The sequence below is a fragment of the Pseudomonas sp. GD03862 genome, from assembly GCF_029840855.1.
GTDB lineage: Bacteria > Pseudomonadota > Gammaproteobacteria > Pseudomonadales > Pseudomonadaceae > Aquipseudomonas > Aquipseudomonas alloputida.
The window spans coordinates 1-13,222 of record NZ_JAOCDI010000019.1; the positions used below are offsets into that span (position 1 = coordinate 1).

Here is a 13,222-nt window from a genome sequence, read left to right on the forward strand (position 1 = left end):
CAGTCAGCCCTTGCCGCCCGGCGCCAGCATGTTCTCCGGCCGCACCCACTGGTCGAACTGCTCATTGGTCAGGTACTTCAACGCCAAGGCCGCCTCGCGCAAGGTCGTGCCCTCGCTGTAAGCCTTCTTGGCAATTTCTGCCGCCTTGTCATAGCCAATATGCGGGTTCAGCGCCGTCACCAGCATCAACCCGCGCTCCAGGTGCGCGGCCATCTGCTCGGCATCCGGCTCGATACCCGCCACGCAATGCTGCTGGAAGTTGCGGCAACCATCGGCCAGCAACTCGATGGATTGCAGCAGGTTATGGATGATCACCGGCTTGAACACATTCAACTGCAAATGCCCCTGGCTGGCGGCAAAGCCGATGGCTGCGTCGTTGCCCAGTACCTGGCAGGCCAGCATCGACAGCGCCTCGCACTGGGTGGGGTTGACCTTGCCCGGCATGATCGAGCTGCCCGGCTCGTTGGCTGGCAGGCGCACCTCGGCAAGCCCGGCGCGAGGGCCGGACCCCAGCAGGCGCAGGTCGTTGGCGATTTTCATCAGGGCCACGGCCAGGGTCTTCAGGGCCCCCGCCAGGCTGGTCAGCGGTTCGTGGCCGGCGAGGGCGGCGAACTTGTTGGGTGCAGTGATGAACGGCAGGCCGGACAGCGCCGCCAGCTCGGCCGCGATGGCCTCGGCAAAACCCTGCGGGGCGTTGAGCCCGGTACCCACGGCAGTGCCGCCCTGGGCCAGTTCGCACACCGCCGGCAGGGTGGCGCGGATAGCGCGCTGGGCGTAATCGAGCTGGGCGACGAAGGCTGACACTTCCTGGCCGAAGGTAATCGGCGTGGCGTCCATCATGTGCGTGCGGCCGGTTTTTACCAGCTTGTGGTGACGCATCGACAGCTCGGCCAGCCCCGAAGACAGTTCGGTGACGGCCGGCAGCAGCTTTTCATGCACCGCCTGGGCTGCCGCAATGTGCATGGCGGTGGGGAAGCAGTCGTTGGAGCTCTGCGAGCGGTTGACGTGGTCATTGGGGTGTACTGGCGCCTTGCCGCCACGGCCTTTGCCGGCCAGTTCGTTGGCGCGTCCGGCGATCACCTCGTTGACGTTCATGTTGCTCTGGGTGCCACTGCCCGTCTGCCAGACGACGAGCGGGAACTGATCGTCGTGCTGGCCATCCAGCACTTCATCGGCGGCCTGTTCGATCAACCGGGCGATGTCGGCCGGCAGGTCGCCATTGCGGTCGTTGACGCGCGCCGCGGCCTTCTTGATCAGTGCCAGGGCGTGCAATACCGCGAGGGGCATGCGTTCCTTGCCAATGGCGAAGTTGATCAGCGAACGCTGGGTCTGCGCACCCCAGTAGGCGTCCTCCGGAACTTCGACCGGGCCCAGGCTGTCTGTCTCGATACGGCTCATTCTGTACTCACTCCTGTGTAGTTCGAAATCGCAGTTTAGGCCCTGATTCGACCGAGCGGTTCCGTCGCTCGTCGTGCCACTTGAGCACATCGCCACCACGGCGCAGAATGCTCTACTCTGAGGTGCCCGCCTCCCCCTCTTTGAAGGAAATGCAATGACCCGTCTCCGTGTCCTTTGTGCCGCCGTTGCCCTGGTTTGCGCCAGCGGCCAGGTACTCGCTGCCACCGCCAGCCACAACGCTGCTGCCGAGAAATTCCTGACCCTGGCCAACGCCGACAAGCTGGGCACCCCGGTGTACATGCAAGTGCAGCAGATGTTCGCCCAGCGTTTCGCCCAGACCAAGGCCCCGGCCGCCAAGCAGCCCGTGCTGGAAAGCTACCAGGCCAAGGCCAATGCCGCGCTGGACAACGCCATCGGCTGGAACAAGCTGAAGCCGAAGATGGTCGACCTGTACACCCGGACCTTCACCGAGCAGGAGCTGAAGGACCTGGTCAAGTTCTACGAATCGCCGCTGGGCAAGAAAGTGCTGCGTGAAATGCCTAAGGTCACCCAGCAGTCGGCACAGTTGACCCAGCAGAGCCTGGAGCCAGCAGTACCGGTGGTGAACAAGCTGCTGGAAGACATGACCAAAGAGCTGGACCCGAACGCAGGCAAGGCCGCCGCCCCAGCGAAGAAGTGAGTACGCCGCAATGACCATGCAACAACGTATCGAACAGCAACTGGCCGCGCTGGCGCCGCAACACCTGGAAGTGCTCAACGAAAGTCACATGCACAGTCGTGGTCAGGAGACCCACTACAAGGCGGTGATCGTCAGCGAGCAGTTCGCCGGGTTGAACAGCGTCAAGCGCCACCAGAAGGTGTACGCCACCATGGGTGAGCTGATGGGCGAGATCCATGCCCTGGCCATCCACACCTACACCGCCGAAGAGTGGGCCAAGGTCGGCGTTGCACCGGCCTCGCCCGTGTGTGCGGGCGGCGGGCACTGAAACCGTTTTGTTGTTCTGGTAGAATCTGCATCACCCAAAGGGGGCCGCTTAGCGGCCCCCTGCTTTTTATGCAACTGTCAAACCCGGTCCGCCCCTTACGAGGGCAACCACCTGGAGATTCCGTTACATGTCTCAAGCCATCGTCGTCGCGGCGCTGTACAAGTTCGTCACCCTGGAAGACTACGTCGAGCTGCGCGAGCCGCTGCTCAAGACCATGCTCGACAACAACGTCAAAGGCACCCTGCTGCTGGCCCAGGAGGGCATCAACGGCACCGTGTCGGGCACCCGGGAAGGCATTGATGGCCTGCTGGCCTGGTTGCGCAGCGACCCGCGTCTGGTCGATATCGACCACAAAGAATCGTACTGCGACGAACAGCCGTTCTACCGCACCAAGGTCAAGCTCAAGAAAGAGATCGTCACCCTCGGCGTGCCGGGCGTAGACCCCAACCAGGCCGTTGGCACCTATGTCGAGCCCAAGGACTGGAACGCCCTGATCAGCGACCCGGAAGTGCTGTTGATCGACACCCGCAACGACTACGAAGTGGCCATCGGTACCTTCAAGGGCGCCATCGACCCGAAGACCGAAACCTTCCGTGAGTTCCCGGAGTACATCAAGGCCAACTTCGACCCGAGCAAGCACAAGAAGGTCGCCATGTTCTGCACCGGCGGCATCCGTTGCGAAAAAGCCTCCAGCTACATGCTCGGTGAAGGCTTCGAGTCGGTCTATCATCTTAAGGGCGGCATCCTGAAATACTTCGAGGAAGTGCCTCAGGAAGAAAGCCTGTGGGACGGCGACTGCTTCGTCTTCGACAACCGGGTCACGGTGCGTCATGACCTGAGCGAGGGCGAGTACGACCAGTGCCACGCCTGCCGCCATCCGATCAATGCAGAGGAGCGCGCGTCCGAGCACTATTCGCCAGGTGTCAGCTGCCCGCATTGCTGGGACAGCCTGAGCGAGAAGACCCGGCGCAGTGCCATCGACCGGCAGAAGCAGATCGAGCTGGCCAAGGCCCGCAACCTGCCGCACCCGATCGGTTACAACTACAAAGCCGAGGCTTGAAGCATGTCTGCACGCCTGATCTATGTGATGGACCCAATGTGCTCCTGGTGCTGGGGTTTTGCGCCAGTGGCTGCGGCCCTGATCACCCAGGCGCGTGAGGCAGGCGTGCCTGCCCGCTTGGTAACGGGCGGGCTGCGTACCGGCGGCAGCGCCCTGGACAGCTCCACTCGCAAGTACATCCTGGAACACTGGCAGGCGGTGGCTGATGCTACCGGCCAGCCGTTCCGCTTCGAGGGGGCCATGCCGGACGGCTTCGTCTACGACACCGAGCCGGCCTGCCGCGCGCTGGTCACGGCCCGCGAGCTGGATGCCGAGCGCGTCTGGCCGCTGCTGGCGTTGATCCAGCGTTCGTTCTACGAACAGGGCATCGATGTGACCACCGCGCCGCAGCTGGTCGAGCTGGCCTCGCAGTGTGGCTTCGACCGTGCCGCGTTCGCCGAAGCCTTCGCCCGTGCCGATACCCGCGCCGCCACCGCGGCCGACTTCGCCTGGGCCCAGGACCTGGGTATTGCCGGGTTCCCGACCCTGCTGGCCGAGCGCAATGGCCAACTGGCCTTGCTGACCAACGGCTACCAGCCGCTGGAGCGCCTGCAACCCTTGCTCGGCCGCTGGCTGCAGCAGGCCGCCTGTGCTTGATGTACCAGGGTCACCCGACCCGGTACCGGGCAAGCCATACACTGCGGGCGATCGACTGAGCTGGGCGGAAATCCGCCGCCTGGCCCTGCATCACAAGAAAAACCTCTGGTCAGCCAACCTCATTGCGTTACTGGCGGCGTGTTGCAGTGTGCCCATTCCGCTGCTGCTGCCGCTGTTGGTGGACGAAGTTCTGCTCGGCCATGGCGATGCCGCGCTGAAGTGGATGAACCATCTGCTGCCGTCCAGCTGGCAGGTGGCAGCCGGTTACATCGGCCTGATGCTGGCGCTCACCCTGTGCCTGCGCCTGGCTGCACTGGCGTTCAACGTGATCCAGTCCAAGCTGTTCGCCGGGCTGGCCAAGGACATCGTCTACCGCCTGCGCATCCGCCTGATCGAGCGCCTCAAGCGTATTTCGCTGAAAGAGTACGAAAGCCTGGGCAGCGGCACGGTGACCACCCACCTGGTCACCGACCTGGACACCCTGGACAAGTTCGTTGGCGAAACCCTCAGCCGCTTCCTGGTGGCCATGCTGACACTGACCGGCACGGCGGCCATCCTGATCTGGATGCACTGGCAGCTGGCCTTGCTGATCTTGCTGTTCAACCCGCTGGTGATCTACTTCACCGTGCAGTTGGGCAAGCGCGTCAAACACCTGAAAAAGCTCGAAAACGACAGCACCGCGCGCTTTACCCAGGCGCTGGCGGAAACCCTCGATGCCATTCAGGAAATCCGCGCCGGCAACCGCCAGGGCTACTTCCTTGGCCGCCTGGGTCTGCGTGCCCGCGAGGTGCGCGATTACGCCGTGGACTCGCAATGGAAAAGCGATGCCAGTGGCCGTGCCAGTGGCCTGCTGTTCCAGTTCGGCATCGACATCTTCCGCGCGGCGGCCATGCTGACCGTGCTGTTTTCCGACCTGTCGATCGGCCAGATGCTGGCGGTGTTCAGCTACCTGTGGTTCATGATCGGTCCGGTGGAGCAACTGCTTAATCTGCAATATGCCTACTACGCCGCAGGCGGTGCGCTGAGTCGCCTCAACGAGCTGCTGGCGCGTGCCGACGAGCCGCAATACCCGGCCGCCAGCGACCCGTTTGCCGGGCGCGAAACGGTGGGCATTGAAGTGCGCGACCTGCGCTTTGCCTATGCCGACGAGCCGGTGCTCGAGCACCTCGACCTGTCCATCGCTGCGGGTGAGAAGGTGGCGATTGTCGGTGCCAGCGGCGGCGGCAAGAGCACGCTGGTTCAGCTACTGCTGGGCCTTTACAGCGCCCAGGCCGGGACCATCCGCTTTGGCGGGGCCAGCCTCCAGGAAATCGGCCTGGAAACCCTGCGCGAGAACGTCGCGGTGGTGTTGCAGCACCCGTCGCTGTTCAACGACAGCGTGCGTGCCAACCTGACCATGGGCCGCGACTGCAGCGATGATGCGTGCTGGCAGGCGCTGCGCATCGCCCAGCTGGATGCCACCATCGCCGCCTTGCCGCAGGGCCTGGACAGTGTGGTAGGGCGTTCAGGCGTGCGCTTGTCCGGTGGCCAGCGCCAGCGCCTGGCCATTGCCCGCATGGTACTGGCTGAGCCCAAGGTGGTGATCCTCGACGAGGCCACCTCAGCCCTGGATGCCGCCACCGAGTACAACCTGCATCAGGCCTTGGCGTGCTTCCTCAGCGGCCGCACCACGCTGATCATCGCCCACCGCTTGTCGGCGGTGAAACAGGCCGACCGGGTGCTGGTGTTCGATGGCGGGCACGTGGCCGAAGACGGCGACCATCAGCAGCTGATTGCCGAGGGTGGGTTATACGCCAAGCTGTATGGGCATCTGCAGCAGAGCTGATTATCTGGCTGCCTTCACCGGGCTTTTGGGAGCAACTGTCTTGCTCAATTTCTAAAAGCTGGTGTGACCCTGTGGGAGCGGGCTTGCCCGCGAACACGGGCGAAGCCCGTGCCATCCACCGCGGTGTCATCTTCGCGGGTAAACCCGCTCCTGCAATGGCCAGCGCGTACGCTGTAAAAATCCCCGATTCCTTGTCATAAAAATCCCCGCCACAGCGATGGCAAATGGCCTACGCTGTGCTTGTCTGGGTCGATTTACGCCTTATCTGCTCTGTGACAGGGACTCCATGAAGGGACATCGCACACTCGAAGCGCCAAAGTTGCTCGGCATCACCTGGCCTTTCATCGCCGTCGTGGTCCTTCAGGTGGCGTTGGGCAGCCTCAGCCTTTATACGCTCTCGGCCGTGCGTGCCTATGTCGCGGGCGAAAGCCTGTGGTCCAAGGCGCAGAAAGATGCCATCTACTACCTCAGTCTGTACGGCGAGACGCAGGACGACAGCACCTACCAGCGCTATCGCCAGGCCATTACCGTGCCCCAGGGTGACCATCGTCTGCGCGAGGTGCTCGACCACCCCAGCCCTGATCTGGACGCCGCGCGACAGGCGGTTCTGCAAGGTGGCAACCACCCTGACGATGTCGATCGGATCATCTGGTTCTACCGCAACTTTCGCCATGTCAGCTATATGCAGACAGCCATCGATTACTGGGACATCGGTGACGACTATCTGGCCAAGCTGGATGTACTGGCCGGTGAAATGCGCCAGCGTTTTGCCAATGGCCCGGCGGATCCAGACACTGTCAGCGATTGGAAGGCCCGCATTGTCGCCATCAACGAAGGCGTGACCCCGGCGGCCAAGGCCTTCAGTGATGCCTTGGGTGAAGGCTCGCGCATGTTGCTGCGGGTGCTGCTGATCACCAACCTGCTGACCGCAATGTTCCTGATCGCCATTGCCTGGCGCCGCTCCAGCAAGCTGTTGGCCCAGCGCCAGGCCTTCGCCAGCGCCTTGCAGGAAGAAAAAGAGCGTGCGCAGATTACCCTGCAGGCCATCGGGGATGCGGTGATCACCACCGATGTCGAGGGCAATATCGGCTACATGAACCCGGCCGCCGAGCAGTTGACCCACTGGCAATCCGGCCAGGCCCAGGGTCTGCCGCTGTCGGCGCTGTTCAGCCTGGTGGATGAGCACGCCGAGGAGGACGGTCGCAGCTTGGTCGAGCAGGTGCTCAGCGGCAGCCTCAAGGGCGGCTCCGAGCATGCCCGGCTGATCCAGCGCCTGGACGGCAGTACCGTGTCGATCAACCTGGTAGGCTCGCCGATCCTCAATGATGGCCAGGTCAGTGGCATCGTGCTGGTGCTGCACGACATGACCCAGGAACGCCAGTACATCGCCAACCTGTCCTGGCAGGCAACCCACGACGCCCTGACCGGGCTGGCCAACCGCCGCGAGTTCGAATACCGCCTGGAGCAGGCGCTCAACGACCTGGCGCGTCAGGCGGGGCGGCATTCGCTGATGTTCCTCGACCTCGACCAGTTCAAGCTGGTCAACGACACCTGTGGCCACGCTGCCGGCGATGAGTTGCTGCGGCACATCTGCGCGGTGCTGCAATCCGGCCTGCGTGAGGGCGATACGCTGGCGCGGCTGGGCGGCGATGAATTTGGCGTGCTGCTGGAAAACTGCCCGCCCGACCAGGCCGAGCGCATTGGCGAACAATTGCGCCAGATGGTGCAGAGCCTGCACTTCGTATGGAAAGGGCGGCCGTTCGTGACCACGGTCAGTATTGGTCTGGTGCATATGGCCCAGGCCCCCGGTACCTTGGAGGCCTCGCTGCGCGCCGCCGACATGGCCTGCTACATGGCCAAGGAAAAGGGCCGAAACCGTGTGCAGGTGTACCACGCCGACGACAGCGAGCTGTCCATGCGTTTTGGCGAAATGGCCTGGATCCAGCGCTTGCATGTGGCCCTGGAAGAAAACCGCTTTTGCCTCTACGCCCAGGAAATCGCCCCGCTCAAAACCTTCGAGGGCCCGGGCCATATCGAAATTCTGTTGCGCCTGCACGACGAAAGCGGCCGCACCATCCTGCCCAGCAGCTTCATCCCGGCGGCCGAGCGCTACGGCCTGATGACCGCGCTGGACCGCTGGGTGGTGCGCAATGTGTTCATGGTCATACGCCAGTGCCTGGAAGAAGGGCGTGAAGGGCCGTTGTCGACCTGTGCCATCAACCTGTCGGGGTCCAGCATTGGCGACGACAAGTTCCTTGAATACCTCCAGCGGTTGTTCGTCGAATACGACATTCCGCCGCGAATGATCTGCTTTGAAATTACCGAAACCAGCGCCATTGCCAACCTGGGCAGCGCCATTCGCTTCATCAACGAGCTGAAAGGGCTGGGTTGCCGTTTCTCGCTCGATGATTTTTGCGCCGGCATGTCCTCGTTCGCCTATCTCAAGCATTTGCCCGTGGACTACCTGAAGATTGACGGCAGTTTCGTCAAGGACATGCTCGACGACCCGGTCAACCGGGCCATGGTCGAGGTCATCAACCATATCGGCCATGTGATGGGTAAGCGCACAATTGCCGAGTTCGTCGAAACACCCTTGATCGAGCAGGCCTTGCAGGAAATAGGCGTGGATTACGCCCAGGGCTACCTGATCGAACGCCCCCAGGTGTTCACCTGTGACAGTCTGCAGCGCCAACGGATCGCCGCCCGGCCTCTGTTGCAGCGAGCACCTGGCACATTTCGCTAGTTGGAAATCACAAGGATCAAGGAGCTGAAAGTGATTGACGCATTCGTTCGTATCGGGCCTTTGATGGACCCCGCCAGTTACCCCCAATGGGCCCAGCAACTGATTGAAGACTGCCGCGAGAGCAAGCGCCGGGTGGTTGAGCATGAGTTTTATGCACGACTACGCGATGGCCAGCTGAAGCAATCGACCATCCGTCAGTACCTGATCGGGGGCTGGCCGGTGGTGGAGCAGTTTTCGTTGTACATGGCGCATAACCTGACCAAGACCCGCTATGGCCGGCATCAGGGCGAGGACATGGCGCGGCGCTGGCTGATGCGCAACATCCGCGTCGAGCTCAACCATGCCGACTACTGGGTGAACTGGTGCCAGGCGCACGGTGTGCATCTGCACGAGTTGCAGGCGCAAGAAGTGCCGCCCGAGCTGAACGGCCTGAACGACTGGTGCTGGCGGGTGTGCGCTACCGAGAACCTGGCTATTTCCATGGCAGCGACCAACTACGCCATCGAAGGCGCGACCGGTGAATGGTCAGCGGTGGTGTGCTCGACCGACACCTATGCGCAGGGGTTCCCTGAAGAAGGGCGCAAGCGGGCGATGAAGTGGCTGAAGATGCATGCCCAGTATGACGATGCGCACCCGTGGGAGGCGCTGGAAATCATCTGTACCCTGGCCGGTGAGAACCCCACCCTGGGGTTGCGGACCGAGCTGCGCAGGGCGATCTGCAAGAGTTACGACTGCATGTTCCTGTTCCTGGAACGCTGCATGCAGCTGGAAGGGCGCCAGCAAGGCCGTATGCGGCCGGCGTTGGCTGTGGGCTGATCGCTTTCCTGTACCGCCCTCTTCGCGGGCTTGCCCGCTCCCACAGGATCACCGCAACCCTCAAGGACTGCGCCCTACCTGTGGGAGCGGGCAAGCCCGCGAAGAGGCCGATGCAGGTTTATTGGGCGTTGAACGCCTGCCCGTTCACCCCTGTGCTGTCCGGCCCCATCAGGTACAGGTACACCGGCATGATCTCTTCGGGCAGCGGGTTGTTCTGCGGGTTCTCGCCGGGGTAGGCCTGGGCCCGCATCGCCGTGCGCGTGGCGCCCGGGTTGATACTGTTGGCGCGCACCGGCGCCACGCCTTCCAGCTCATCGGCCAAGGTCTGCATCAGGCCTTCGGTGGCGAACTTCGACACGCCATAAGCGCCCCAGTAAGCCCGGCCCTTGCGCCCCACGCTGCTGCTGGTAAACACCACCGAAGCGTCTTCCGACAGCTTCAGCAGCGGCAGCAGGGTGCTGGTGAGCATGAAGGTGGCATTGACGTTGATGTGCATCACGCGCATGAAGTTGTCGCCCGACAGCTGTTCCAGCGGCGTGCGCGGGCCGATGATCGACGCATTGTTGAGCAGGCCATCGAGGCGGCCGAACTGGCCTTCGATCATGGCCGCCAGCTCGTCGTACTGGTGTGGCAGGGCGGTTTCCAGGTTGAACGGGATGACCACCGGCTGCGGGTGGCCGGCGGCTTCGATCTGGTCGTAGACCTCGTTCAGGTTGGCCTCGGTCTTGCCCAGCAGCAGCACGGTGGCACCCAGTGCGGCATAGGCCTTGGCAGCCGCGGCACCAATGCCACGGCCGGCACCGGTAACCAGGATGACCCGGCCTTGCAGCAGGTCGGGGCGGGCGGTGTAGTCGAACATGGTTCTGTCCTTCGAGTTCGTGTGGGCGGCCTGGGCCTATTGTAGGAGCGGGTTCACCCGCGAATGCGCCAGCCCGGACAACACTGGCGCCTGATCGGACGCATTCGCGGGTAAACCCGCTCCTACAAAAGGGCGGTGCCCGGTCATCGGTCTGGGTTCAGCAGCCGCACAGCGCGCTGTCGATCACTTTGCGCAGTTCCAGCGGGTGGTCCACCACCACGTCGGCACCCCAGTTGTTGGGGTTGTCCTCTGGATGAATATAGCCGTAGCGCACTGCTGCCGTGCGGGTACCCGCGTCGCGACCAGACTCGATGTCGCGCAGGTCGTCGCCAACGAACAGCACACTGGCCGGGTCCAGGTTCAGGGTCTTGCAGGCCAGGATCAGCGGCTCGGGGTCGGGTTTGCTGTTTTTCACGTGGTCCGGGCAGATCAGCAACGCCGAACGCTCGGCCAGGCCCAGTTGCTGCATGATCGGTTCGGCGAAGCGCACCGGCTTGTTGGTCACTACGCCCCACAGCAGGTTGCCTTTCTCGATGTCGGCCAGCAGCTCGGCCATGCCCTCGAACAGCTTGCTGTGCACCGCGCAGTCGCGCTGGTAACGCTCGAGGAACTCCAGGCGCAGGGCCTCGAAGCCGTCAGCCTCCGGGTCCATGGCGAACGCAGTGGCAACCATGGCCCGGGCGCCACCCGAGATCACGCCACGGATCAGGTTGTCGTCAACGGCCGGCAGCCCGCGTTCGGCGAGCATGGCCTGGCAAATGGCGATGAAGTCCGGCGCCGTGTCCAGCAAGGTGCCGTCCATGTCGAAGAGTACTGCTCGCAAACGCATGCTTATTCCTCGCGCAGGGTCTGGATCATGTAGTTGACGTCGACGTCGCTGTTGAGCTTGTAGTGCTTGGTCAGCGGGTTGTAGGTGAGGCCGATGATGTCCTTCACCTGCAGGCCGGCATCGCGGCTCCAGGCGCCCAGCTCGGACGGGCGGATGAACTTCTTGAAGTCATGGGTGCCGCGCGGCAGCATCTTCAGGATGTACTCGGCGCCGACGATGGCCAGCAGGTAGGCCTTGGGGTTGCGGTTGATGGTGGAGAAGAACACCTGGCCGCCAGGCTTGACCATGCGGTAGCAGGCGCGAATCACCGAAGACGGGTCGGGCACGTGCTCGAGCATTTCCAGACAGGTGACCACGTCGAACTGTTCAGGCATTTCCTCGGCCAGGGCTTCGGCGGTGATCTGCCGGTATTCCACCTGCACGCCGGACTCCAGCTGGTGCAACTGAGCCACCGCCAGTGGCGCCTCGCCCATGTCGATACCGGTGACCGTGGCGCCGCGCAGGGCCATGGCTTCGCTGAGGATGCCGCCACCGCAACCCACGTCCAGCACTTTCTTGCCGGCCAGGCTGACGCGCTCGTCGATCCAGTTGACGCGCAGCGGGTTGATTTCGTGCAGCGGCTTGAACTCGCTTTCGCGGTCCCACCAGCGGTGGGCCAGCGCTTCGAACTTGGCGATTTCGGCGCGGTCGACGTTGCTCATTGAACAGTCCTCTGAAACTTCGCAAAATTGCGCCGGAGTATACCCGAGCGCTTGGCCGCGAGGGTCGCTATAATCGCCGGTTTTTGATATCCGAATGACGGGGAGAGGCGATGCGCGAGCGACTTTTGGCGGCGGAGAAGGTGACCGCGATCCGCTGGCAGGGCGGCGCCTTGCACCTGCTCGACCAGCGCCTGCTGCCGTCGGAGGAGCGTTGGCTGGCCTGCGACAATGTCGCGCAGGTGGCCGCAGCCATCCGTGACATGGCGGTGCGCGGCGCCTCGGCGATCGGTATTGCCGCAGCTTACGGCCTGGTACTGGCCCTTGAAGAGCGGCTGGCCGAAGGCGGCGATTGGGAAATGGACCTTGAAGACGACTTTCTCACCCTCGCCGAGGCGCGCCCTACCGCCGCCAACTTGTTCTGGGCGCTGAACCGCATGCGCGAGCGCCTGCAGCGCCTGCGGCCGGAAGAAGACGTTCTGGCAGCGCTGGAGGCCGAAGCGGTGGCCATTCACGACAGCGACCGTGAGGCCAACCTGACCATGGCCCAGCAGGGTATCGAGCTGATCCGTCGCCATCAGGGCAATGCCCAGGCCCTGCTCACCTTCGGCAACGCCGGCGCCCTTGCCAGTGGTGGCTTTGGCACCGCACTGGGGGTGATCCGTGCCGGCTACCTGGAAGGCATGGTCGAGCGGGTTTATGCCGGTGAGACTCGCCCTTGGCTGCAGGGCTCGCGCCTGACCGGCTGGGAGCTGGCCAACGAGGGCATCCCGGTGACCCTTTGTGCCGACTCTGCGCTGGCCCACCTCATGAAGACCAAGGGCATCACCTGGGTGGTGGTGGGGGCGGACTGCATCGCTGCCAATGGCGACATGGCCGGCAAGATCGGCACCTATCAGCTGGCCGTCAGTGCCATGCACCATGGCGTGCGCTTCATGGTCGTGGCGCCGAGCACCAGCATCGACCTGAACCTGGCCACGGGTGAGGATATCCCGCTGGAGGAGCGTGACGCCGACGAGTGGCTGGACTTCGGCGGTACCCCGGTGTCGCCGGGTGTCGAGGTGTTCAACCCGGTGTTCGATGTAACGCCGGCCGACCTGATCGATGTGATCGTGACCGAACGCGGCATCGTCGAGCGCCCGGATGCTGCCAAGCTGGCTCAGCTGGTTTGCCGCAAGCGCCTGCACTGATTTTGTATCGCCTCACCGGCCTTTTCGCGGGCTTGCCCGCTCCCACAGGGATATCGCATGGCCTTAGGGCTGTGGTGAACCTGTGGGGGCGGGCGAGCCCGCGAAGAGGCCGGTGCAGGCAATACAAAAACCAGGTTTCAAGCGCGGCTGAGACCAACTGCCACCTCTCCCCACCGCCCCCG

General features: G+C 63.5%; 12 protein-coding genes. 8 read left to right on the forward strand and 4 right to left on the reverse strand.

All coding sequences use genetic code 11. The annotated features are described in order from the left end of the window. Window positions 1-3: 3 nt before the first annotated feature. Window positions 4-1,398 (reverse strand): class II fumarate hydratase, encoded by a 1,395-nt coding sequence (locus N5D53_RS14175; RefSeq protein WP_010952795.1) that lies wholly within the window; start codon window positions 1,396-1,398, stop codon window positions 4-6. Window positions 1,399-1,552: 154 nt separating this feature from the next. Between N5D53_RS14175 and N5D53_RS14180 the strand changes: the two genes are divergently transcribed. The 7 genes from N5D53_RS14180 (at window position 1,553) to N5D53_RS14210 (ending at window position 9,464) form a co-directional block, all read left to right on the forward strand. Further along, window positions 1,553-2,077: a DUF2059 domain-containing protein gene (locus N5D53_RS14180; RefSeq protein WP_010952796.1), complete on the forward strand. Its 525-nt coding sequence runs from the start codon at window positions 1,553-1,555 to the stop codon at window positions 2,075-2,077. Window positions 2,078-2,087: 10 nt separating this feature from the next. Next, window positions 2,088-2,384 (forward strand): BolA family protein, encoded by a 297-nt coding sequence (locus N5D53_RS14185; RefSeq protein WP_010952797.1) that lies wholly within the window; start codon window positions 2,088-2,090, stop codon window positions 2,382-2,384. 127 nt (window positions 2,385-2,511) lie between these two features. Then, the gene (locus tag N5D53_RS14190) at window positions 2,512-3,444 is read left to right on the forward strand and encodes a rhodanese-related sulfurtransferase (RefSeq protein ID WP_121162045.1); all 933 of its coding nucleotides are present in this window, start codon (window positions 2,512-2,514) and stop codon (window positions 3,442-3,444) included. Window positions 3,445-3,447: 3 nt separating this feature from the next. Further along, complete coding sequence (locus N5D53_RS14195; protein ID WP_190870058.1) at window positions 3,448-4,080, forward strand: DsbA family protein; 633 nt, start codon at window positions 3,448-3,450, stop codon at window positions 4,078-4,080. Further along, window positions 4,073-5,905 (forward strand): ABC transporter ATP-binding protein, encoded by a 1,833-nt coding sequence (locus N5D53_RS14200; protein ID WP_010952800.1) that lies wholly within the window; start codon window positions 4,073-4,075, stop codon window positions 5,903-5,905. Before N5D53_RS14195 ends, N5D53_RS14200 begins: the two co-directional genes overlap by 8 nt. Window positions 5,906-6,191: 286 nt before the next feature. Beyond that, entirely contained in the window at window positions 6,192-8,648 is a 2,457-nt protein-coding gene (locus tag N5D53_RS14205) for an EAL domain-containing protein (protein ID WP_190870060.1), read from the forward strand. Between the two features lie 30 nt (window positions 8,649-8,678). Next, window positions 8,679-9,464 carry an iron-containing redox enzyme family protein gene (locus tag N5D53_RS14210; RefSeq protein WP_104887175.1) on the forward strand — a complete coding sequence of 262 codons (786 nt, stop codon included), beginning with the start codon at window positions 8,679-8,681 and terminating at the stop codon, window positions 9,462-9,464. A gap of 118 nt (window positions 9,465-9,582) precedes the next feature. Here N5D53_RS14210 and N5D53_RS14215 read toward each other — a convergent pair whose 3' ends face one another. The 3 genes from N5D53_RS14215 to ubiG form a co-directional block, all read right to left on the reverse strand. Next, window positions 9,583-10,323: a YciK family oxidoreductase gene (locus tag N5D53_RS14215; protein WP_003252656.1), complete on the reverse strand. Its 741-nt coding sequence runs from the start codon at window positions 10,321-10,323 to the stop codon at window positions 9,583-9,585. 157 nt (window positions 10,324-10,480) lie between these two features. Beyond that, a complete protein-coding gene (mupP, locus tag N5D53_RS14220) occupies window positions 10,481-11,152 on the reverse strand; it encodes an N-acetylmuramic acid 6-phosphate phosphatase MupP (protein ID WP_010952803.1) in 672 nt (223 codons plus the stop codon). Window positions 11,153-11,154: 2 nt separating this feature from the next. Continuing rightward, window positions 11,155-11,853 (reverse strand): bifunctional 2-polyprenyl-6-hydroxyphenol methylase/3-demethylubiquinol 3-O-methyltransferase UbiG, encoded by a 699-nt coding sequence (gene ubiG, locus N5D53_RS14225; RefSeq protein ID WP_003252662.1) that lies wholly within the window; start codon window positions 11,851-11,853, stop codon window positions 11,155-11,157. A gap of 110 nt (window positions 11,854-11,963) precedes the next feature. On the opposite strand from ubiG, the gene mtnA reads away from it, so the two are divergent. Then, on the forward strand, window positions 11,964-13,040 hold the full coding sequence (mtnA, locus tag N5D53_RS14230; RefSeq protein WP_104962367.1) for an S-methyl-5-thioribose-1-phosphate isomerase: 1,077 nt from the start codon (window positions 11,964-11,966) through the stop codon (window positions 13,038-13,040). The last annotated feature ends 182 nt before the right edge of the window (window positions 13,041-13,222 follow it).